Below are 21,731 nucleotides of genomic sequence, written 5' to 3'. Positions count from 1 at the left end.
CAGCGGCTCACAGCTCGTGGCCGAGCGCGGCGCCCAGCCGCGTGACCAGGTCGTAGGCGGCATCCGGAATCACCGTGCCGGGCGGGAACACGGCCGCGGCCCCCGCCTCGTGCAGCGCCTCGACATCCTGCGGGGGGATCACCCCGCCCACCACGATCATGATGTCCTCGCGGCCCTCGGCGGCCAGCTCCTCGCGGAGCGCCGGTACGAGCGTGAGGTGTCCGGCTGCCAGTGAGGAGACGCCCACGATGTGCACGTCCGCCTCCACCGCCTGCCGTGCCACCTCGGCGGGCGTCTGGAACAGCGGGCCGACGTCGACGTCGAAGCCCAGGTCGGCGAAGGCCGTCGAGATCACCTTCTGGCCGCGGTCGTGGCCGTCCTGCCCCATCTTGGCCACCAGGATGCGCGGACGGCGCCCCTCGGCCTCCTCGAAACGGTCCACCAGCGCCCGGGTCCGGTCCACGGAAGGGGATTCGCCTGCCTCGTTGCGGTACACACCGGAGATCGTACGGATCTGGCCCGCATGCCTCCCGTACACCTTCTCCAGGGCGTCCGAGATCTCGCCCACGGTCGCCATCGCGCGGGCCGCGTCGACGGCCAGTGCCAGCAGATTGCCTTCGAGGCCCGGGCCGGGGGCCCGCTCGGCGGCCGCCGTCAGCGCCCGCAGCGCGGCCTGGCACGCCGGCTCGTCGCGCTCCGCGCGCAGCCGGCGAAGCTTCTCGATCTGCTGGGCGCGCACCGAGGAGTTGTCGACCTTGAGCACATCGATCTGCTCGTCGGTCTCCACCCGGTACTTGTTGACCCCGATCACCGGCTGGCGTCCGGAGTCGATCCGCGCCTGGGTGCGGGCCGCGGCCTCCTCCACCCGGAGCTTCGGGATGCCCGCGTCGATGGCCTGCGCCATGCCGCCCGCCGCCTCGACCTCCTCGATGTGCTGCCAGGCCCGGCGCGCCAGGTCGTACGTCAGCTTCTCCACGTACGCGCTGCCGCCCCACGGGTCGATGACCCGGCCGGTGCCCGACTCCTGCTGGAGCAGCAGCTGGGTGTTGCGGGCGATCCGCGCCGAGAAGTCCGTCGGCAGGGCGAGGGCCTCGTCGAGCGCGTTGGTGTGCAGCGACTGGGTGTGTCCCTGGGTGGCGGCCATCGCCTCCACACACGTCCTGGTGACGTTGTTGAACACGTCCTGCGCGGTCAGCGACCACCCCGACGTCTGCGAATGGGTGCGCAGGGACAGCGACTTGGCGTTCTTCGGTTCGAACTCCTTGACCAGCTTGGCCCAGAGCAGCCGGGCCGCCCGCAGCTTCGCGATCTCCATGAAGAAGTTCATGCCGATCGCCCAGAAGAAGGACAGCCGCGGTGCGAACGCGTCCACGTCGAGACCGGCGTCCCGACCGGCCCGCAGATACTCCACCCCGTCCGCGAGGGTGTACGCCAGCTCCAGATCGGCGGTCGCACCCGCCTCCTGGATGTGATAGCCGGAGATGGAGATCGAGTTGTAGCGCGGCATCTTCTGCGAGGTGTACGCGAAGATGTCGGAGATGATCCGCATCGAGGGCTTCGGCGGATAGATATAGGTGTTGCGGACCATGAACTCCTTCAGAATGTCGTTCTGAATGGTTCCGGCCAGCTTCTCGGGCGCAACGCCCTGTTCCTCGGCGGCGACGATGTACAGCGCGAGCACGGGGAGCACCGCGCCGTTCATCGTCATCGACACCGACATCCTGTCCAGCGGGATGCCGTCGAAGAGCTGACGCATGTCGTAGATCGAGTCGATCGCCACGCCCGCCATGCCGACGTCGCCGGTCACCCGCGGGTGGTCGCTGTCGTAGCCGCGGTGGGTCGGCAGGTCGAAGGCGACCGAGAGGCCCTTCTGCCCGGCCGCGAGGTTGCGGCGGTAGAAGGCGTTGGACTCCTCGGCGGTGGAGAAACCGGCGTACTGCCGGATCGTCCAGGGCTGGTTGACGTACATCGTCGGATACGGGCCCCGCAGGTACGGGGCGATGCCCGGATACGTACCGAGGAAGTCGAGCCCCTCCAGATCGCGCCCGGTGTACAGCGGCTTGACCGCGATGCCCTCCGGGGTCTCCCACAGCAGATCGCCGTCGGAACTGCCGGAGGACTCCTTCACCGAGGCGCGCCACTGGTCCTCGGACACCTCGGGGGCGCCGCCCGGTCCGAGCTCGATGTCACGGAAGTCAGGGATACGCATTACGCCACACCCATACGGTCGAGAAGGGAAGAGAGCACGGCCACCACATCGGAGCCCGCGAAGACGTACTCGTCGACACCGGGGTACTCACCGGGCCGGCCCGCGAGGAACACCCGCTGCGCCCCGGCCGAGCGCAGTGCCCCGGCGACCGCCCCGGCCCGCTCGGCGTAGAGCGCGTCGCTGGAGCAGAGACACGCCACGGCGGCCCCACTGGACTTGAACGCAATCACGGCCGTTGCCGCGTCGACCTGCACCGGTTCATGGACCGGTTCGATACCGCCCGCCTGGAACAGGTTCGAGGCGAACGACACCCGCCCGGTGTGGGCCGCGGCCGGGCCGAGCGCGGCGAGGAACACCCGCGGCCGTTGCCCGGTCGCCGCGAGATGGGCGTCCGACCGGGCACGCAGCGCCTCGAACGCCTCGTCACGGCGCACCCTGGGCAGACCGCCCGACGAGCCATCGGCGTCGGGACCCGCCTCGCGCTCCACCGGACGCTCCGCCAGCTGCGGGAACTCGCTCACGCCGGTGACCGGCTCCTTGCGCCGCGCCAGATCCTTGCTGCGCGCCGCCCAGGTGGCCGCGAGACGCTCGCCGATCATTCCCGAGCGCAGGGCGGCCGCCTGGCCGCCCGACCGCTCGATCTCCTGGAAGAACGCCCACGAGGCCTCGGCCAGTTCGGCGGTGAGCCGCTCCACGTACCAGGAACCGCCCGCCGGGTCGATCACCCGGGCCAGATGCGACTCCTCCAGGAGGATCGTCGACGTGTTACGGGCGATGCGCCGGGCGAACGCGTCCGGCAGACCCAGGGCGTGATCGAACGGCAGCACGGTCACGGAGTCGGCCCCGCCGACACCCGCACCCAGACAGGCCAGGGTCGTCCGCAGCATGTTCACCCACGGGTCGCGCCGTGTCATCATCACCGAGGACGTCACCGCGTGCTGACGCTGCGCCCCGGCACCGGCTGCCCCGCACACCTGCGCCACCCGGGACCACAGCCGCCGAGCGGCCCGCAGCTTGGCGATCGTCAGGAACTGATCGGCTGTCGCCGCGTACCGGAACTCCAGCTGCGCACAAGCCTGTTCCACCGAAAGCCCGGCGTCCGTCAGCGCCCGCAGATAGGCGACACCGGTCGCCAGCGAGGCGCCCAGCTCCTCGGCGGCCGAGCCGCCGGCCTCGTGATACGGCAGCGCGTCGACGGTCAGGGCCCGCAGCCCGGGAAACTCCCGCGCGCACCGCTGTGCCCAGTGGACCGCCGCCGTCGGATCGGGTTCGGCGCCACTTCGGGCGGCCTGCCCGAGCGGGTCCGCGCCGAGGTTGCCGCGCGCGGCCCGTGCGTCGACGCCCCGCGCGGAGTAGAGCCGCAGCAACTCCTCCGCCGCGGCGTCGAGTTCGCCGCCCGCGTCGAGCACCACGGGAGCCAGGTCGAGATAGACGCCGTCCAGCGCGTCCGCCAGAGCGGACACCGCAACGCCGCCGCCGCCCACCGTCAGCCACAGTGAGGTGACGCCGTTCTCCAGATCGGCGAGCACGGCCTCATTGAGGCGCGCGGGATCCGGCAGGGTGTGCCGCTGCCGTACGTCCCAGCCACCCGTCGCGTTGCCCTCGGCCTTGCCGCCGCGGGTGAAGGGGGCGAAACCCGGATATCCGGCATCGGGCGCGCTGTCGCGCGAGGTGTAGAGGGGGCGGGTGATGAGCCCGTCCTCCACCGTGGTGGACAGAGCTTCCTCGGCGGCCGAACCCGCAACATCCTTGCCCGACTTGCGCAGCACGCCTTCGACAAGGCTTTGCCACTGCTCATGGGCGGGGTGAGGGAATTCGGCGGCCAACGAAAGCCCGTCGGCAGGCAGGACCGTCATGCTCAGATGCTAGGTCAGGTCTCAGACGAGCAGCAGAGGCTCCGTCTGTGACCTTGCCCTCTCCGAACGCACTTGATCCTTCACATACGGTCGCGTAACCGGACGACGGATTCCGGACTTGGTGCATCATCCAACGTGACTGGTATTTGCTCCACAGATAAGCTGGATGGATTGCAGCTGCCAGATCAATCCGAATATCTTGTCGCACATGCAGTCCTACACAATCGGACAGGCCGCGCGCCTGCTGGGGGTCAGCCCCGACACGGCCCGCCGCTGGGCGGACGCCGGACGGGTCGCGACCCACCGCGACGAAGGCGGCCGCAGGCTCATCGACGGCCGTGATCTGGCCGCGTTCTCCATCGAGATCGGCCAGGGCGGGGGAGGCGAGGACGAGCCCTCGTACACCTCGGCCCGCAACGCCTTCCCGGGCATCGTCACCGGAGTGAAGCTCGGCGACGTGGCGGCCCAGGTCGAGATCCAGGCAGGCCCGCACCGGCTGGTGTCGCTGCTCACCCGGGAGGCCGTCGAGGAGCTCGGACTGGAGGTCGGCATGCAGGCCACCGCTCGGGTGAAGTCCACCAGCGTGCACATCGACCGCGTCTGAACGCGCATCACCCGTGACGCACATCGACTCCAAGGAGCCCGGCACCATGACGACCACCCTCACCGGGCGCCGCGCCGCCGCCGCGCTCGTGACCGCAGCACTGCTGGTGCCGCTCGCCGCGTGCGGCGGCAACGACGACAACAAGAAGGACGCCGCCGGAAAGCCCGCGGCCTCGTCCGGGGCCGCCGATGCCCGGCTGACCGTGCTGGCCGCGGCCTCGCTCACCGATGTGTTCAAGACCGCGGGCGCCGCGTACGAGAAGGAGCACCCGGGTACGAAGGTGACGTTCTCCTTCGCGGGCTCACAGGAACTGGCCGCCCAGGTGAAGCAGGGCGCACCCGCCGACGCCCTGGTCACCGCGGACACGAAGACGATGGACGGTCTGAAGTCCGACACCGGCACCCCCACCGTCATCGCCAGGAACCGTCTCGTCATCGCCACCGGGGAGGGCAACCCGGAGAAGATCGCGAGCCTGAAGGACCTGACCGACCCGAAGCTCAAGGTGGTCCTGGCCGCGCCCGAGGTTCCGGTGGGCCGATACAGCGAGCAGGTCCTCGACGCGCAGAAGCTCACCGTCAAGCCGGTCTCCCAGGAGCCCAACGTCCGCGCCGTCCTCAGCAAGGTCGAGCTGGGCGAGGCCGATGCGGGGATCGTCTACAAGACGGACGCCGCCACGGCCACCGACAAGGTCGACGCCGTCGACATCCCCGATGCGCAGAACGCCGTCGCCTCCTACCCGGCGGCCACGCTGCGCCAGTCAGGGAACGTGGCGGCCGCCACGGCGTTCGTCAAGTGGCTGAGCAGCCCCGAGGCGCAGAAGATCCTGCGGGACGCGGGCTTCCAGCAGCCGTAGCCGGCACGCCGTACGCACCGCACAGGGGGCTGCCGGGGCCGGGGGAGAACCACGGGCGGCCCCCCCGTACGGCCGATCCAGTTCCGCACGTACCGACGTACCGACCGATCCCGGGAACCTCCGATGAGAGCCCTTCGCAGCCGAACGCCCGGCGCGCGCACCCCCGCCGTCCTGGCGCTGCCCGCGCTGCTCGCCGTCGCGTTCCTGCTGATGCCCCTGATCGGCATCCTGGCCCGTACCTCCTGGGCCGACCTCGGCACCCATCTGACCAGCCCCGGTGTCACACAGGCGCTCAGGCTGTCCCTGCTCGTCTCGTTCTGGGCCCTGGGCCTCTCGCTCCTGCTCGGGGTTCCTCTGGCCTGGCTGCTGGCCCGGATCGAGTTCCCCGGCAAGGCGCTCGTCCGCTCGCTGGTCCTTCTGCCGATGGTGCTGCCGCCCACCGTCGGAGGCGTGGCGCTCCTCCTCGGCTTCGGCCGCCGGGGGCTGCTCGGCCCCTGGCTGGAGAACACCTTCGGGATCACGCTGCCGTTCCACACCTCGGGCGCGGTGGTCGCGGCGACCTTTGTCGCGATGCCCTTCCTCGTCATCAGCCTCGAAGGGGCACTGGCCGGACTGCGCCCCTCCTACGAGGAGACCGCCGCCTCCCTGGGAGCCTCACCGGCCCGGGTGTTCTTCACGGTCACCCTCCCGATGGTCGCCCCCGGCCTCGCCGCCGGTGCCGCGCTCACCTGGGCACGGGCGCTCGGCGAGTTCGGCGCGACCATCACCTTCGCGGGCAACCTGCCGGGCACCACCCAGACCCTGCCCCTCCAGGTCTATCTGCTGCTCCAGGACTCCCCGGAGGCCGCCACCTCCGTGTCGCTCCTGCTGCTCGCCATCGCCATGGCCGTACTCATCGCTCTGCGCGGGCGCTGGACCGGGGCACCACGCGACCGGTCGCGCGGCCCCGAACCGGCGGTGGACGACGCGGTCGATACGGACACTGCGGCCCGCGCGGGCCGGGAGATGCCCCCGGCCCCGCAGGAACGCCGCTCGCTGCACGCCGAGGTCACCGGCTTCACCCGGCTCACCCTCGACGCCGCGCCCGGCACCACGATCGCCGTCGTCGGACCCAACGGCGCGGGCAAGACGACCGTCCTGCGCGCCCTCCTCGGCCTGACCCCGCGCGCCCGGGCCCGACTGCGGCTCGGCGACACCGACGTCACAGCCCTGCCCCCGCACCGCCGCCAGGTCGCTTGGGTGCCGCAGAACGGTGCGCTCTTCCCGCATCTGAGCGCGCTGACGAACACGGCGTACGGTCTCCGCGCCCATGGCGTCCCCCGGGCCGAGGCCCGCCGCGAGGCACAGCAGTGGCTCGACCGGCTCGGCGTCGGCCATCTCGCCCACCGCAGGCCCGCCCAGCTCTCCGGCGGCCAGGCCCAGCGTGTGGCCCTGGCCCGCGCGCTCGCCGCCCGCCCCTGGCTGCTGCTGCTCGACGAGCCGCTCGCCGCCCTCGACCAGACCACCCGCGCCCATGTCCGGCACACCCTGCGCACCCATCTCGCCGGGTTCGGCGGCGTCTGCCTGATCGTCACCCACGACCCCGTGGAGGCGGTTTCGCTGGCCGACCGGGTACTCGTACTCGAAGAGGGCCGCACCCTCCAGTACGCGGCACCCGCCGAGGTGACCCGGCACCCCCGCTCGCCGTGGGTGGCCCGGATGCTGGGCCGCAACGCCTGGCCCGCGACCGCCGCCCCCGACGGCACCCTCACCCTCGCCGACGGCGGCCGGCTGGTCGTCGCGGACCCTCTCGCCGAGGGGACGGCGGCGCTCGCGATCATCGCGCCGGAAGCGGTCTCCGTGCACCACGACAGGCCCGGGGGAAGCCCCCGTAACGTCTGGCCCGGCACGGTCCGTGAACTCACCGCCGTGGGCAGCCGGATCAGGGTGGTGATCGTCTCCCACGAGGCTCCGGACCTCGTCGCCGAGATCACCCCCGAGGCGGCGGCCGAACTGGGGCTGAGCGAGGGGACGGCCGTGTGGACCGGCGTCAAGGCGACCGAGGTCACCGTCGTCACCCTGTGAGCGAAACGCGCCGTCGGAAATGCGGGACGACGGTTCCTTCATCGCGTTCGGTGCCGTCGATCGGTGCTCCTCCGGCGTTTTCCTTTGTCGATCTTCCGACCGCGTGCGACGTTTGATCCGGTCAGGTCGAATCAAGCGGATACGTCGGGAAAAGGGGAAGTTCATCGTGCACACCGCCAGGACCGTCGCGGCATCCACCGTCGTCAATCTGCGCGACCTGGGCGGCATCGCTCTGGGTCCGGGCCATCGCGTCCGCCCGGGCGTCGTGCTGCGCTCCGGTCAGCTCAGCGGACTCGACGCGGCGGGGTGCAGGGAGGTTGCCGCGCTCGGCATCCGCACCGTCGTCGATCTGCGGACCGCCGACGAGCGTGCGGCGGCGCCCGACCGGCTGCCCCCCGGCGCACGGCTCTTCGTCGCCGATGTGCTCGGTGACAACCCGGGCGTGGCCCCCGCCCGGGTGCGCGCGCTGCTCGCCGACCCGATCGAGGCGGAGCAGGTGCTGGGGAGCGGGAAGGCCGAGGAGATGTTCGCCGAGACCTACCGGCAGATGGTGCTCTCGCCGGGCGCCGCCGCCGCTTACCGTGCCTTTGTCGAGACGGCCGCCGACGACCGTGCCCGCCCGGTGCTCTTCCACTGCACGGCCGGCAAGGACCGCACCGGCTGGGCCACGACTGTGCTCCTGATGCTGATCGGCGCGTCACGGGATGTGGTGCGCGCCGAATTCCTCGCGGTGAACCCGGTCGTGCGGGTCGCCTACGCCCCGTATGTGCAGCGTTTCCTCGATGCGGGCGGTGACCCGGAGATCGCGTCCGCGATCATCGAGGTCCGCCCCCGCTATCTCCAGATGGCGCTGGACGCCATGGATGAGCGGTGGGGTGGGCTCGACGGGTATGTCCGCGACGGGCTGCGAATCCCGCAGGCCGTGGTGGAGCGGTTGCGCAGCGGGCTCGTGGTGCCCGCCTGAGGCGAAAGCCGGGGCCCGGCCCCCGGTCGGCCTTCTCGGCCGGTCCCTTGCGAGGCGTGGATCCATGGGTGCTCCCGGGTTGACTTGATACCCCTAGGGGGTATGTTGTGGAGGTCGGGAAACGCTGCCTCCCGACGGACCCGATGGAGGACACCGTCATGAACAACGCGCTGAGGATCACCGCCTTCACCGCCGCGCTCGCCGCGACCTTCGGGGCCGCGTACGGAGTGGGCAGGGGCGTCGGCCCCCTGGTGGCCGCCGAGGACCGCCCCGCACAGCAGCACGCCGGCCACGCCGAGGGAGGGGAGGGCGGGGCTCAGGGAGCGGCGGACCGGGTGGCCGGCGGGTTGCAGATATCCGAGGGCGGCTACACGCTGGCCCTCGAAACGCCTGCGATACGGGCCGGGGCCCGGACCGAACTACGTTTCGCCATCAAGGACGACAGGGGCCGCAAGGTCACCGCCTATCGGCGAGAGCACGGCAAGGAACTGCATTTCATCCTCGCCTCGGCCGACCTGACCGAATACCGGCACCTGCATCCCGTCCGCGCGGCCGACGGCACCTGGTCGACCCCCGTCGACCTGCCCGAGGCCGGTGGCTACCGGGCGTTCGCCGACTTCACGCCCGCGGCCGAGGGCGCGGAGAACCTCACGCTGGGCGCGGACCTCGCCGTCTCCGGCACCTACCGCCCCGCGGCCCTCCCGTCCCCGCGCGCCATCGCGGAGGTGGACGGCTACCGCGTCGCACTCGACGGCGGACTGCGCGCGGGCCGGGACGGAGAGCTGAAACTGACCGTCACCAGGAACGGCCGTCCCGTCATCGATCTGCAGCCCTATCTCGGCGCGTACGGACATCTGGTCGCCCTGCGCTCGGGTGACCTGGCCTATCTGCACGTCCACCCGAACGAGGGCGGCCCGGGTCCTGGGGTGTCCTTCACGGCGACGGCGCCCAGCACCGGCACGTACAGGCTCTTCCTCGACTTCAAGCACGAGGGGAAGGTCCGCACGGCGGCGTTCACCGTCCCGGCGGCGGCATCGCAGGAGGGCGTCGTCGGCCAGGAGGGCGAAGCCCCGACCTCCGGCGGGCACGCGCACTGAACCCGGGCCGCGCTGCGGCCCCTTGCGAAGTGACGACGTGGGCACCGTGAGTGCTCCGAAGGTCCCTGAGTATCGTGAAAGGACCGGATTACGAGTCCTCCGAGAGGGGCGTACGTTGACCGAACGCAAGCCTGCGGGCGTCAGCTTCGAATCATGGGTCGACAAGCAGATCCGCGAGTCCGAGCAGCGCGGCGACTTCTCGCAGTTGCCGGGATTCGGCAAGCCGCTCGACAGCCTCGACGCCCCCTATGACGAGACCTGGTGGATCAAGCAGAAGATGCAGCGCGAGGGGGTGTCGATGCTTCCCCCGGCACTTGCGCTGCGCAAAGAGGCGGAGGATGTGCGCGACGCCGTGGCCGGTACGCGGACGGAGGCCGAGCTGCGGCGCATGCTGACCGAGATCAACGAGAAGATCCGGGCGGCCATCAGGCGGCCCCCGCCGGGCCCCCTGCTGAACGTCAAGCCGTTCGACGTCGATGCCGTGGTCGAGGAGTGGCGCGCGGCACGCGGCCCGTCGTAGCCCCGGCGGTCCGCGACTGCGTGCGGAGGGGCCCCGCATCCGGATGCGTGATACTCCCTCTATGAGACCGAGCGTTACGCGACCCGGCGGCGGGGCAGATGGCGGGGCCATCCGGATCAGGCGGGCGACCGCGCGGGACGCGAAGCGGCTCACCAGGCTGGTCAGGACCTCGCGCGCCTATGAGGGGCCCTACGCCCCGATGGTCGCCGGATACCGGGTCGGGCCCGACTACATCGAGACCCACCAGGTCTTCACGGCCGTCGAACCCGGCACCGACCGGATCGTCGGCTTCTACTCGCTGGTCCTCGCCCCGCCCGAACTCGACCTCATGTTCGTCGCCGATGACGCACAGGGTCTCGGCATCGGGCGCCTGCTCATCGGGCACCTGCGCGAAGAGGCGCTGCGCGCCGGCCTGACCGGCGTCCGTATCGTCTCGCACCCGCCCGCCGAGGGCTTCTACCGCAGTGTGGGGGCCCGTCCGACCGGCACCCTTGCCGCCAATCCGCCCGCCGTGATGTGGGACCGGCCCGAACTGCTGCTGCCGATCGCCTGAGCACCGGGAAAGGGGCCGACCGGAACCCGCGGGGGAAGTCCGGCCGGACCCTCGATCCCGTACCTACGTGGTGTTACGAGGTGTAGCCACCGTAAGGACGTGTGATGATCTCCATGGCGTGACCGACGGGATCGAGGAAGTACACACCCCGTCCGCCGTCGTTGTGGTTGATCTCGCCCGGACGCTTGCGGTGCGGATCCGCGTAGTACGTGATCCCGAGCTCCTTGATGCGGGCGTACGCCGTGTCGAACTCCGCCTCCGAGACGAGGAAGGCGTAGTGCTGCCCGACGATCGATTCCTCGGGGATGGTCGCGAAGTCCAGGGTGACCCCGTTGGCGGTGGCGACCGCGATGAACGGGCCCCATTCCGCACCGACTTCCAGACCCAGTATGTTCGCCAGGAACTCGGCGGATTCCCGGTTGTCCCGGGCGTGAATGATGGTGTGATTCAAATCGACTGACACTGTGGAATGCCTCCAACGGGCATCTCACGGGCACCTCCACGCCTCACCCGGCCGGTGACCGGCGCGCGATGCCGTACTCAAGATCCTAGGCGGGGTCGCACCGCCCGTCGAGCGCCTGCGCGAGCCGTGGGGGAGATGAACGGTGACCTCGGTCCGTTCAGCCGTGATCGCCCGCGGTGGGGTTTTGGACGTCCGTGACGGTGAAGAGGCCGCCGTCCGGGTCCAGGAGGGTCGCCTCGCTGCCCTGGCCCAGCGGTCGCTGCTCGACCAGGCTGCCGCCGTGCTTCCGCGCGGTCTCGACCGTGGCCGCCACATCGGTGACGGGGAAGTAGACCTGCCAGTGCGGGCGGACCAGCGGATCAGGGGCCGCTTCCACCGCACCGGAGCCGATCCGGGCGAGCTGACGCCCCTCGCAGTCGACGATGACCTCGTCCCCCTCGTACGACACCTCGCAGCACCCGGGGTTTCCGCTCGCCCAGCCGAACACCCCGCCGTAGAAGATCGCCGCGTCGAAGGCGTTCCTGGTGTGCAGCCGCAGCCAGGCGTGCGAGTGGCCGTCCGGTGCGGGGGGTGAGGTCGCGGGCTCGGTACGCTCCCAGATGCCGAACACCGCACCGTCGAGGTCCGCCGCCAGCGCCCCGCGCCCCTTGCCGAGCGCCATCGGCCCCACCGCGACCGTGCCGCTGCGCTCACGGATGCGCGAGGCCGCCGCGTCGGCGTCGGACACGGCGAAGTAGGGGGTCCAGGCCACGGCCACCCGATAGGCGGTCGCCACCGCACCGATACCGGCGACCGGAACGTCCCCGCGGCGGGCGACGGAGAACTCCTGCCCGAGCTTGCCCGGCCGGAAGGACCAGCCCAGCACGGCGGCGTAGAACTCCTGCGCCGATTCCAGGTCGCGGGTCATCAGATTGACCCAGCAGGGCGCTGCGGATCCGGTCAGCGGTGCCGGCATCGACGCCGCCCCGGGATGGCTTCCGGTCATGGTCCTACTGCCTTCATCGGTTCTGCGGCCTGCGCGTGCCGGCGGCCGCCGGAGCCTCACCAGCCTCACCGCGGGCAGCTGCTCCCGCAACACGCGGCGCCCGCCGCGCACCCCGCCGCGGCGATCGGGTGAGGCGGCTGCCTCCCCCGGCGTCCGGCAGCTCAGCCACGCTGCTCGTCGCTGTCGCGACGGATGGTCTCGCTCCCGTGGTCGCCGAGCTCATAGGGGGACAGGCCCCGCCCGTCGGGCGGGAAGCTGTCGTCGCCATGGACATCGCGCTGCTCGATATGGCTGCGGTGGTCCGGCTGCGGCGGCTGCTCGTCGGGCCGCGGTGGAGGCAGCTCCTGGGCCCGGCGCCGCTTTCCCAGCCAGACGGCACCGATCAGCACAGCCACCAGCACCACGCCGACGACGCCCATCACCACCCCGGTCGCGCCCCGCCCGTCGGCAAGCGTGAGGGCCAGTGAACTGAGGTCTCCGTTCGATACGTCCATGCCTCCCGAATACCCCGAGGCGAGGGCATCACTCGGCAAAGGCAATGAATTCATGTTTTAAGTGGATATGAAGCTAAAAGTGTTTCGGTCCCGCGCGGGCGAACCGCGGGGCCCCATGAGCACAGCGCCGAGCGGAGGGAACCGCGGTGAACAGCATCAAGGAGAGGCAGACGGAGGAGAGCCTGCACGGCCAGGAGGTTTCGGTCGTCATCAGCGGGTGCGACACCGGCGACGCGCGCATGGTCTTCGATGCGCTGCGCGCCGCCTTCACGACCGACCGGGCGTCGGTCGACGTACCCGAGAAACTCGCCGAGAAGCGTCCCACCGCATGGGTGGCGACCGTCGATGTCACAGAGGGGAGGGTGGTCTCGGGGCCGGTCTCGCTCGGCGCGCCCGTGTCGCTCGACGTGCAGGGCGGCTACTGGGCGGTCGAACGGCTCCGGCGGAGCCTGGCGCACGCCTTCGACGTACAGGTCGTCGGGACGGTCTCCGGAGACCAGGAGGAAGAGGTGCGCCTGCGCCTGCGGAGCCGGCCGGAGAGCCACGGCCCGGCGACGGAGCAATGAAGCGGAAGGCGTCGAAAATCTGGTAGAAAGCGGGCAAAAGGCCACCCCTGAAAGGCGTGAGTGAGTGGACCCCTCTCACGGGCGGGACGACGGTGCGCGACAGCCGGGAGCAAGCGGCCACCGTTCCACCCTGACACTGCACATCAACGGCACCGAGCGGACCCTGACGCTCGATCACCGCACCACGGTCCTGGACGCCCTGCGCGAACACGTCGACCTGATCGGCGCGAAGAAGGGCTGCGACCACGGACAGTGCGGGGCGTGCACCGTCATCGTCGACGGGCGGCGCGCCAACAGCTGTCTGCTGCTCGCCGTCGCCCACGACGGCGCCCGCATCACCACCGTCGAGGGCCTCGCCGACGGCGACCGGCTCCACCCCCTCCAGGAAGCCTTCCTGGACCGTGACGCCCTGCAGTGCGGCTACTGCACGCCCGGCCAGATCTGCTCGGCCGTCGGCATGCTCGGCGAGGCGGCGGACGGCTTTCCGTCCCACGCCACCGCGCGCACCGCACCCGTATCCACCCCCGCGCCGCTCGACGCCCCCGAGATCCGCGAGCGGATGAGCGGCAACCTGTGCCGCTGCGGCGCCTACCCCCGTATCGTCGAGGCGATCGAGGACGTGGCGCCGTGAAACCCTTCGCCTACCTCCGCGCCCGAACCACCGCCGAAGCGGTCCGTGAGAGCTCCGCCCACCCCGGCGCCGGATTCCTCGGCGGCGGCACGAACCTCGTCGACCTGATGAAGCTCGGAGTGGAAACCCCCGGCCTGCTCATCGACATCAGCCGACTGCCCCTGGACCAGGTGGCCGACACCGACGACGGCGGACTGCGCATCGGTGCGACCGTGCGCAACAGCGACCTGGCCGCCCATCGCGCGGTACGCACCCGCTACCCCGCCCTGTCGCAGGCACTGCTTTCCGGTGCGTCCGGGCAGCTCCGCAACACCGCGACGACCGGTGGCAACCTGCTCCAGCGCACCCGCTGCTCCTACTTCCAGGACACCTCCAAGCCGTGCAACAAGCGGGAGCCGGGCACCGGCTGCCCCGCCGTCGAAGGCGCCCACCGCGATCTCGCGGTGCTCGGCCACTCCGAGCACTGCGTAGCCACTCACCCGTCCGACATGGCCGTCGCCCTGGCCGCCCTCGACGCCACCGTCAAGCTGCACGGGCCGGACGGCGAACGGACCGTGTCCGCCACCGAATTCCACCGGCTGCCGGGCGACACCCCGCACCGGGACACCGAGATCGGGGCGGGCGAGCTCATCACCGAAGTGGTCCTGCCGCCGCGCCCGGACGGCGCCGGCTCCCTCTACCGCAAGGCCCGCGACCGCGCCTCGTTCGCGTTCGCCCTCGCGTCCGTCGCCGCGGTACTGAGCGTCCGCGACGGCCGGATCGAGCATGCGGCGCTCGCCTTCGGCGGGCTCGCCCACCAGCCCTGGCGCGCGCACACCGCAGAGGACGCGCTCCGGGGCGCACCGGCCACCGAGGCGACCTTCGCCCGGGCCGTGGACGCCGAACTCGCCGCGGCCCGGCCGCTGCGCGACAACGCGTTCAAGGTGGGCCTCGCCCGCAGCCTGGCCGTCGACGCGCTGGCCGAACTGGCCGCCGACAGCTGAGCATCCGCAGATACGCCGACCCGCAGCCGACCCGCAGCCGATCCGCAGACGTGAGGACCCCGTCATGAGCCAGGCCCCTCCATCACTGGGCAGCCCCGTCGTACGCCTCGAGGGCCGGGACAAGGTCACGGGCATCGCCCGATACGCCGCCGAGCACACCCCGCCGGGCTGTCTGCACGGCTGGCCCGTCCCCGCCACGATCGCCCGCGGCCGTGTCAGCGCCGTCCGCGCCGACGAGGCACTGGCCCTGCCGGGCGTGCACGCCGTCCTCACCCACGACAACGCCCCGTCGCTGAAGGGGCCGGACGACCCGATCCTCGCCGTCCTCCAGAACGACCGGATCCCGCACTGGGGCTGGCACATCGCGCTCGTGGTGGCCGACACGCTCGAGCAGGCCCGCGCCGGGGCCCGGGCGCTGGAGATCGTGTACGAGGCCACCGGGCACGATGTCGTCCTGTCCGAGGACGATCCCGGGCTGTACGTCCCGCAGGCCGTCAACGGCGGCTACCCGGCGGTCCGCGAACGCGGCGACGCCGACCGGGCCTTCGACGTGGCACCCGTACAGCTGGACGCCACCTACACCGTCGGCGCCCTGCACAACCACCCCATGGAGCCGCACGCCGCCGTGGCACAGTGGACGCAGGACGGGCGGCTGACCGTTCACGACACGAGTCAGGGCTCCACCGCGGTACGCGACAGCCTCGCCGCCGCCTTCGGACTCCGGCCGCAGCAGGTCACCGTGGTCTGCGAACACGTCGGCGGCGGCTTCGGCAGCAAGGGCACCGCGCGCCCGCACGTCATCCTGGCCGCCATGGCCGCCCGGCACACCGGACACCCCGTCAAGGTCGTCCTGCCACGCCGTCAGTTGGCCGCCGTGGTCGGCCACCGGCCCCCCACCGTGCACCACATCCGGCTCGGCGCCGAACTCGACGGCACCCTCACCACGGTCGCCCACGACGTCATCACCCAGACCTCCACCGTCAATGAGTTCGTGGAGCAGGCGGCCGTGGTGACCCGCGTCATGTACGGGTCCGCGCACAGCCGTACCACCCACCGGGTGACCGCCCTGGATGTGCCGACCCCCTCCTGGATGCGCGCACCGGGCGAAGCCCCGGGCATGTACGCGCTGGAGTCCGCCATGGACGAACTCGCCACGGCCCTCGGCATGGACCCCGTCGAACTGCGTCTGCGCAACGACCCGGCCGACGAGCCGGACTCCGGCCGTGAGTTCAGCAGCCGCGGCCTCGCCGCGTGTCTGGAGGCGGGTGCCGCACGCTTCGGCTGGTACGACCGCGACCCGCGCCCCGCGATCCGCGAGGAGGGGCCGCTGCTGATCGGCACGGGCGTCGCCTCCTCCACGTACCCCGTGTACCTCGCCGCCTCCAACGCCTCGGCGCACGCGGCACCCGACGGCTCGTACCGCATTCAGGTCAACGCCACCGACATCGGCACCGGCGCCCGCACCGTGCTCACGCAGATCGCGGCCCTTGCGCTGGACACCCCGGTGGAGAACGTCCGGATCGAGATCGGCAGCAGCGACCTGCCCGACGCGCCGATGGCAGGCGGCTCCTCGGGCACGGGCTCCTGGGGCTGGTCCGTGCACAAGGCGTCCACCGCCCTCCTGGCCCGGCTGGGCGAGCACACAGGGCCCCTCCCCGCCGAGGGACTGACGGTCTTCGCGGACACCGCACGGGAGACCTCGGGGCCCTTCCCGTACGCACGGCATGCGTTCGGCGCGCAGTTCGCCGAGGTCGCCGTCGACTCCCGCACCGGAGAAGTGCGGGTGCGCCGGATGCTGGGCGTCTTCGCCGCCGGACACATCCTCAACTCCCGTACCGCGCGCTCCCAGTTCATCGGCGCAATGACCATGGGAATCGGCATGGCCCTGACCGAGGGCAGCACCATCGACCCGGTATTCGGCGACTTCACCGAGCGTGATCTCGCCTCCTATCATGTGCCGGTCAACGCCGACGTACCGGAGATCGAGGCGCACTGGATCGACGAGGACGACCCGCATCTCAACCCGATGGGCAGCAAGGGTATCGGCGAGATCGGCATCGTCGGTGCTGCGGCGGCTGTCGGCAACGCCGTCCGGCACGCCACCGGCGTAAGGCTGCGCAGCCTTCCCCTCACCCCTGACACACTGTTGCCGTATCTGCTCTGACCTGGGCGGATGCCCCCTGCGCGGCCGGGCCGCAGGCCCTTGTGTTGCGCATCCGGCTCTGCGGGGTCACCCTGTTGAGTGACCCAGAAGTGACATCTGCTCACTCTTCGTGATTCGGGGGTCGTTGGTTCAATGAGGCGAAGTCAAAGTGGGCCTCGATGTGAGGAGCCTCGACGATGACCGTTCAACTCGACCGGCACTATCTGGTCGAACTCCAGGTTTCGGCAGAGCGTGTTTCGCAGTTGCGGCGGATCATCGCCGCGCACCTTCGCCACTGGAGCCTAGAACTTCATATCCGGCCGGTGTGCCGGGGTGTGGAGGAGCTGCTGACCAACGTCCAGCGGCATGTCGGTGACGACAACAACTGCGTCGTCGAACTCCGCTGGTCCGGGCGGCATCTCACGGTCTCCGTCGCCGACAACGGCTCCGAGATGCCGCGGCTGCTCAGCACCGGCGGTGGCGGTCTCAGCCGCGTCATGGCCCTGAGTGACAGCTGGGGCACCTGCCGCACGGCCGAGGGCAAAGTCGTCTGGTTCACCCGGTACGCGAAGGAGCCCCGCACCGTCGAGCTGTTGCCGTCGGCGCCGCTGCCCGGTGTTTGCGAGTCCCTCCGCCCGCCCGTGGTCGTCCCGGAGCCCGTATCCGAACCGGCGACGGCATCCGACTGCGCCCCCGCTCTCGTCTGAGGAGGGCGGCCAGGGCCGGTACTGCCGGCTTCCGTACCCGCTGAACGCTTCACCCTCCCGGCGCGGACGGCGTGCACACCGCACGCACGGTCCGCGCCGGTCGGGTATCTGCCCGGCAGGGCCCGCGTTGCGGCACGGCGCGCGGTGCTGCACCGTCGAAGTACCGAGGCAAGGAGTCCACAGTCATGCCCATCGCGACGGTCAACCCCGCGAACGGCGAGACCCTCAGAACGTTCGACCCACTGGGAGCGGCGGAGATCGAGCAGAAGCTCGACGCCGCCGTCACCGCGTTCCGGCAGTACCGCACCACCGGATTCGACGAGCGGGCCGGGCTGCTGAACGAGGCCGCCGGTATGCTCGAAGAGGACCAGCAGGACATCGCGCGCACCATGACCATCGAGATGGGCAAACCCCTCAAGGCGGCTCGCGCGGAGGCCGCCAAGTGTGTGAAGGCGATGCGCTGGTACGCGGCCCACGCCGAGGAACTCCTCGCGGACGAGCATCCGCCGGCCGCCGATGTGCGGGACGCTGGAGCCTCCAGGGCCTATGTCCACTACCGGCCGCTGGGCGTTGTCCTCGCCGTGATGCCGTGGAACTTCCCGCTCTGGCAGGTCGTACGCTTCGCGGCCCCCGCGCTGATGGCCGGAAACGTCGGCCTGCTCAAGCACGCGTCCAACGTCCCGCAGACGGCGATGTATCTGGAACTCCTGTTCCGCCGCGCCGGATTCCCGGAGGGATGCTTCCAGACACTGCTCGTGGGATCCGGAGCGGTCGAATCGATCCTGCGCGACAGCAGGGTCGCCGCCGCCACCCTCACCGGCAGCGAACCGGCCGGGCGCTCGGTCGCGGCGATCGCGGGCGACGAGGTGAAGCACACCGTCCTGGAACTCGGCGGCAGCGACCCGTATCTCGTCATGCCGTCGGCGGACGTCGCCAGGGCCGCCCGCACCGCGGTGACCGCCCGGGTGCAGAACAACGGCCAGTCCTGCATCGCCGCCAAACGGTTTATCGTGCACACGGAGGTGTACGAGGAATTCGCCGAGCGGTTCACCGTGGGCATGCGCGATCTGACGGTCGGCGACCCGCTGGAGGAATCCACCGACGTCGGACCGCTCTCGAGCGAACAGGGCCGCGCCGACCTGGAAGAACTGGTGGGCGACGCGGTACGGCGCGGCGCGACCGCGCTGTGCGGCGGCGGCCGGCCCGAAGGGCTGGGCCCGGTGCTGGAACGGGGCTGGTTCTACGCCCCCACAGTCCTCACCGGGATCACGCCCGCCATGCGCATCCACCGCGAGGAGACCTTCGGCCCCGTCGCCACGCTCTACCGCGTCGAGGGACTGGACGAAGCCGTGGCGCTCGCCAACGACAGCCCCTTCGGCCTGAGCTCCAACGTATGGACCCGCGACGCCGACGAGGCCCGTCGCTGTGTGCGCGATCTGGAGGCGGGCGGTGTCTTCTTCAACGGCATGACGGCGTCCCATCCCGCGCTGCCCTTCGGCGGCGTGAAGCGCTCCGGCTACGGACGCGAACTCGCCGGGCACGGCATCCGCGAATTCTGCAACGCGACCACGGTCTGGTACGGCCCCGAGCCCGTCGGCGCCACGTCCTAGGAGACACAGATGAGTCATGCCGCCCACCCGGCAGCGACACCCGGCCCCACCGACGAGGAGATCGAGGCACTCGACGCGCACTGGCGGGCCGCCAACTATCTCGCCGTCGGCCAGATCTATCTGATGGCCAACCCGCTCCTGACCCAGCCGCTCGCCCCGGAGCACATCAAGCCCCGCCTGCTCGGCCACTGGGGCACCTCACCCGGACTGAACCTGGTCCACACCCACTTCAACCGGATCATCAAGTCCCGCGCAATCCACGGCCTGTGCGTCTGGGGGCCCGGCCACGGCGGACCCGCCGTCCTCGCCAACTCCTGGCTGGAGGGCAGCTACTCGGAGACGTACCCCGACGTCAGCCGCGACGCCCAGGGGATGGGGCTGCTGTTCAAACAGTTCTCCTTCCCCGGCGGGGTACCCAGCCATGTGGCACCGGAGACCCCCGGTTCCATCCACGAGGGCGGCGAACTCGGCTACGCCCTCACCCACGCCTACGGTGCCGCCCTCGACCACCCGCAGCTGCTCGTCACCTGCGTCATCGGGGACGGCGAGGCAGAGACAGGACCGCTCGCCGCGTCCTGGCACTCCAACAAATTCCTCGACCCGGTGCACGACGGAGCCGTCCTGCCCGTCCTCCATCTCAACGGCTACAAGATCGCCAACCCGACGGTGCTCGCCCGCCTCCCCGAGACGGAACTCGACGCCCTGCTGCGCGGCTACGGACACGACCCCCTGTACGTCGGCGGCGACGACCCCCTCACCGTGCACCGGGCGATGGCCGCCGCGATGGACCGGGCCGTCGACCGCATCCGGGAACTCCAGACCGCCGCCCGCAGCGGCGGCGACACCGAACGCCCGCACTGGCCGATGATCGTGCTGCGCACCCCCAAGGGCTGGACCGGCCCCGCCGAGGTCGACGGGGTGCCCGTCGAAGGTACCTGGCGCGCCCACCAGGTACCGCTGCCCGGCGTCCGCGACAACCCCGACCATCTGCGCCAGCTGGAGGCGTGGATGCGCTCCTACCGTCCCGAGGAACTCTTCGACTGCTCGGGGCGCCCCACCGCCCAGGTGCTCGACTGCGTGCCCGAGGGCACCGCCCGGCTCGGCGCGACCCCGTACGCCAACGGCGGTCTGCTCCTGCGGGATCTGCCCATCCCGCCGCTGGACGAGCATGCCGTCCAGGTCGACAGCCCCGGCACCGTGCTGCACGAGCCGACCCGGGTGCTCGGCGGACTGCTGGAGGCCGTCATGGCCGCCACCGCCGAACGCCGGGACTTCCGGGTCGTGGGCCCCGACGAAACCGCGTCGAACCGGCTCGACGCCCTCTATGAGGCCACCGGCAAGACATGGCAGGAACGCATCCTGCCGACCGACGAGCACCTCACCCGTGACGGACGCGTCATGGAGGTGCTCTCCGAGCATCTGTGCCAGGGCTGGCTGGAGGGCTATCTCCTGACCGGCCGGCACGGCCTCTTCTCCTGCTACGAGGCCTTCGCCCACATCGTCGACTCGATGGTCAACCAGCACATCAAATGGCTCAGGACCTCCCGCGCGCTGCCCTGGCGCCGCCCCATCGCCTCGCTCAACTACCTGCTCACCTCGCACGTCTGGCGCCAGGACCACAACGGCTTCTCCCACCAGGACCCCGGCTTCGTCGACCACATCCTCAACAAGAGCCCCGAGGTCGTGCGGGTCTATCTGCCGCCGGACACCAACACCCTGCTCTCCGTCGCCGACCACGCACTGCGCAGCCGCGACTACGTCAATGTCATCGTGGCCGGCAAACAGCCGAGCTTCGACTGGCTCACCATGGACGAGGCCCGCGCGCACTGCGCCCGCGGAGCCGGTGTCTGGGAGTGGGCGGGCACGGAGGACGGCAGCCGCGAACCCGATGTGGTGCTCGCCTGCGCCGGTGACGTACCCACGCTGGAGATCCTGGCGGCAGCCGATCTGCTGCGCAGGCATCTGCCGGAACTGGCCGTACGCGTGGTCAATGTGGTCGACATGGCGCGGCTGCTGCCCCAGGGGGAGCACCCGCACGGAATGCCGGACTCCGAGTACGACGCGGTGTTCACCAGGAACGCCCCGGTGATCTTCGCCTACCACGGCTACCCGTGGCTGATCCACCGGCTGGCCTACCGGCGGGCCGGCCATGCCCACCTGCATGTGCGGGGCTACAAGGAGAGGGGCACCACCACCACGCCCTTCGACATGGTGGTCCGCAACGACCTGGACCGCTACCGGCTGGTCATGGACGTCATCGACCGGGTGCCGGGCCTGGGCGTTCGCGCCGTGGCGGTGCGCCAGGCGATGGCGGACGTCCGCACCCGCCACCACGCCTGGATCCGTGAATACGGCACCGACCTGCCCGAGGTGGCCGACTGGACCTGGAGCGGCTGACACCGCCCCGGGTCCGGTTACCGTGACGTGGG

Annotated in this window: 19 protein-coding genes; 14 read left to right on the top strand and 5 right to left on the bottom strand. The window is 71.0% G+C overall.

Annotated features, from left to right (window positions below; all coding sequences use genetic code 11):
• Positions 1-7: 7 nt before the first annotated feature.
• Together scpA and mutA are read right to left on the bottom strand one after the other, a co-directional pair.
• Positions 8-2,209, bottom strand: coding sequence for a methylmalonyl-CoA mutase (scpA, locus tag OG507_RS03400; RefSeq protein ID WP_327365620.1), 2,202 nt, complete (start codon positions 2,207-2,209; stop codon positions 8-10).
• The gene (gene mutA, locus OG507_RS03395; protein ID WP_327365619.1) at positions 2,209-4,065 is read right to left on the bottom strand and encodes a methylmalonyl-CoA mutase small subunit; all 1,857 of its coding nucleotides are present in this window, start codon (positions 4,063-4,065) and stop codon (positions 2,209-2,211) included. The genes scpA and mutA overlap by 1 nt, the downstream gene beginning before the upstream one ends.
• Positions 4,066-4,273: 208 nt before the next feature.
• Here mutA and OG507_RS03390 point away from each other — a divergent pair, with 208 nt between their 5' ends.
• The 7 genes from OG507_RS03390 (at position 4,274) to OG507_RS03360 (ending at position 10,720) form a co-directional block, all read left to right on the top strand.
• Positions 4,274-4,669: a TOBE domain-containing protein gene (locus OG507_RS03390; protein WP_327365618.1), complete on the top strand. Its 396-nt coding sequence runs from the start codon at positions 4,274-4,276 to the stop codon at positions 4,667-4,669.
• A gap of 46 nt (positions 4,670-4,715) precedes the next feature.
• Positions 4,716-5,522 carry a molybdate ABC transporter substrate-binding protein gene (gene modA / locus OG507_RS03385; RefSeq protein ID WP_327365617.1) on the top strand — a complete coding sequence of 269 codons (807 nt, stop codon included), beginning with the start codon at positions 4,716-4,718 and terminating at the stop codon, positions 5,520-5,522.
• Between the two features lie 123 nt (positions 5,523-5,645).
• Positions 5,646-7,586, top strand: a complete 1,941-nt coding sequence (locus OG507_RS03380) for an ABC transporter permease (protein WP_327365616.1) — start codon at positions 5,646-5,648, stop codon at positions 7,584-7,586.
• 166 nt (positions 7,587-7,752) lie between these two features.
• Positions 7,753-8,550, top strand: a complete 798-nt coding sequence (locus OG507_RS03375) for a tyrosine-protein phosphatase (protein ID WP_327365615.1) — start codon at positions 7,753-7,755, stop codon at positions 8,548-8,550.
• A 158-nt stretch (positions 8,551-8,708) separates the two neighbouring features.
• Positions 8,709-9,647, top strand: a complete 939-nt coding sequence (locus OG507_RS03370) for a hypothetical protein (RefSeq protein WP_327365614.1) — start codon at positions 8,709-8,711, stop codon at positions 9,645-9,647.
• A gap of 115 nt (positions 9,648-9,762) precedes the next feature.
• Positions 9,763-10,167, top strand: a complete 405-nt coding sequence (locus OG507_RS03365) for a J-domain-containing protein (protein ID WP_327365613.1) — start codon at positions 9,763-9,765, stop codon at positions 10,165-10,167.
• Between the two features lie 61 nt (positions 10,168-10,228).
• Positions 10,229-10,720 (top strand): GNAT family N-acetyltransferase, encoded by a 492-nt coding sequence (locus tag OG507_RS03360; RefSeq protein WP_327365612.1) that lies wholly within the window; start codon positions 10,229-10,231, stop codon positions 10,718-10,720.
• A gap of 73 nt (positions 10,721-10,793) precedes the next feature.
• Here the strand turns inward: OG507_RS03360 and OG507_RS03355 are convergent, their stop codons facing one another.
• The 3 genes from OG507_RS03355 to OG507_RS03345 form a co-directional block, all read right to left on the bottom strand.
• The gene (locus OG507_RS03355) at positions 10,794-11,183 is read right to left on the bottom strand and encodes a VOC family protein (protein WP_327365611.1); all 390 of its coding nucleotides are present in this window, start codon (positions 11,181-11,183) and stop codon (positions 10,794-10,796) included.
• Positions 11,184-11,340: 157 nt separating this feature from the next.
• Complete coding sequence (locus OG507_RS03350; protein WP_327365610.1) at positions 11,341-12,168, bottom strand: VOC family protein; 828 nt, start codon at positions 12,166-12,168, stop codon at positions 11,341-11,343.
• 161 nt (positions 12,169-12,329) lie between these two features.
• Positions 12,330-12,662 carry a DUF6479 family protein gene (locus tag OG507_RS03345; RefSeq protein WP_327365608.1) on the bottom strand — a complete coding sequence of 111 codons (333 nt, stop codon included), beginning with the start codon at positions 12,660-12,662 and terminating at the stop codon, positions 12,330-12,332.
• Positions 12,663-12,808: 146 nt separating this feature from the next.
• Between OG507_RS03345 and OG507_RS03340 the strand changes: the two genes are divergently transcribed.
• The 7 genes from OG507_RS03340 to OG507_RS03310 all read left to right on the top strand — a co-directional run bounded on the left by OG507_RS03340 (position 12,809) and on the right by OG507_RS03310 (position 21,699).
• Positions 12,809-13,228 (top strand): hypothetical protein, encoded by a 420-nt coding sequence (locus OG507_RS03340; protein WP_327365607.1) that lies wholly within the window; start codon positions 12,809-12,811, stop codon positions 13,226-13,228.
• A gap of 64 nt (positions 13,229-13,292) precedes the next feature.
• Entirely contained in the window at positions 13,293-13,859 is a 567-nt protein-coding gene (locus OG507_RS03335) for a 2Fe-2S iron-sulfur cluster-binding protein (RefSeq protein WP_327365606.1), read from the top strand.
• On the top strand, positions 13,856-14,842 hold the full coding sequence (locus tag OG507_RS03330; RefSeq protein WP_327365605.1) for an FAD binding domain-containing protein: 987 nt from the start codon (positions 13,856-13,858) through the stop codon (positions 14,840-14,842). The genes OG507_RS03335 and OG507_RS03330 overlap by 4 nt, the downstream gene beginning before the upstream one ends.
• Before the next feature lie 64 nt (positions 14,843-14,906).
• Positions 14,907-17,006, top strand: a complete 2,100-nt coding sequence (locus OG507_RS03325) for a xanthine dehydrogenase family protein molybdopterin-binding subunit (protein ID WP_327365604.1) — start codon at positions 14,907-14,909, stop codon at positions 17,004-17,006.
• A gap of 176 nt (positions 17,007-17,182) precedes the next feature.
• Positions 17,183-17,692: an ATP-binding protein gene (locus tag OG507_RS03320; protein ID WP_327365603.1), complete on the top strand. Its 510-nt coding sequence runs from the start codon at positions 17,183-17,185 to the stop codon at positions 17,690-17,692.
• Positions 17,693-17,877: 185 nt separating this feature from the next.
• Positions 17,878-19,302 (top strand): NADP-dependent succinic semialdehyde dehydrogenase, encoded by a 1,425-nt coding sequence (locus OG507_RS03315; protein WP_327365602.1) that lies wholly within the window; start codon positions 17,878-17,880, stop codon positions 19,300-19,302.
• A gap of 9 nt (positions 19,303-19,311) precedes the next feature.
• On the top strand, positions 19,312-21,699 hold the full coding sequence (locus OG507_RS03310) for a phosphoketolase family protein (RefSeq protein WP_327365601.1): 2,388 nt from the start codon (positions 19,312-19,314) through the stop codon (positions 21,697-21,699).
• Positions 21,700-21,731: the final 32 nt, after the last annotated feature.

The sequence above is a fragment of the Streptomyces sp. NBC_01217 genome, from assembly GCF_035994185.1.
In the GTDB taxonomy this organism is placed as follows: Bacteria; Actinomycetota; Actinomycetes; order Streptomycetales; family Streptomycetaceae; genus Streptomyces.
Note: the sequence above shows the minus strand (reverse complement) of the source record. Positions and strands in the feature narration are given on the sequence as shown.

Bases quoted from the DNA above. Each gene is read 5' to 3' on its own strand.
- scpA (WP_327365620.1), bottom strand. From the start codon at position 2,209: ATGCGTATCCCTGACTTCCGTGACATCGAGCTCGGACCGGGCGGCGCC.
- mutA (WP_327365619.1), bottom strand. From the start codon at position 4,065: ATGACGGTCCTGCCTGCCGACGGGCTTTCGTTGGCCGCCGAATTCCCT.
- OG507_RS03390 (WP_327365618.1), top strand. From the start codon at position 4,274: ATGCAGTCCTACACAATCGGACAGGCCGCGCGCCTGCTGGGGGTCAGC.
- modA (WP_327365617.1), top strand. From the start codon at position 4,716: ATGACGACCACCCTCACCGGGCGCCGCGCCGCCGCCGCGCTCGTGACC.
- OG507_RS03380 (WP_327365616.1), top strand. From the start codon at position 5,646: ATGAGAGCCCTTCGCAGCCGAACGCCCGGCGCGCGCACCCCCGCCGTC.
- OG507_RS03370 (WP_327365614.1), top strand. From the start codon at position 8,709: ATGAACAACGCGCTGAGGATCACCGCCTTCACCGCCGCGCTCGCCGCG.
- OG507_RS03360 (WP_327365612.1), top strand. From the start codon at position 10,229: ATGAGACCGAGCGTTACGCGACCCGGCGGCGGGGCAGATGGCGGGGCC.
- OG507_RS03350 (WP_327365610.1), bottom strand. From the start codon at position 12,168: ATGACCGGAAGCCATCCCGGGGCGGCGTCGATGCCGGCACCGCTGACC.
- OG507_RS03345 (WP_327365608.1), bottom strand. From the start codon at position 12,662: ATGGACGTATCGAACGGAGACCTCAGTTCACTGGCCCTCACGCTTGCC.
- OG507_RS03325 (WP_327365604.1), top strand. From the start codon at position 14,907: ATGAGCCAGGCCCCTCCATCACTGGGCAGCCCCGTCGTACGCCTCGAG.
- OG507_RS03320 (WP_327365603.1), top strand. From the start codon at position 17,183: ATGACCGTTCAACTCGACCGGCACTATCTGGTCGAACTCCAGGTTTCG.
- OG507_RS03315 (WP_327365602.1), top strand. From the start codon at position 17,878: ATGCCCATCGCGACGGTCAACCCCGCGAACGGCGAGACCCTCAGAACG.
- OG507_RS03310 (WP_327365601.1), top strand. From the start codon at position 19,312: ATGAGTCATGCCGCCCACCCGGCAGCGACACCCGGCCCCACCGACGAG.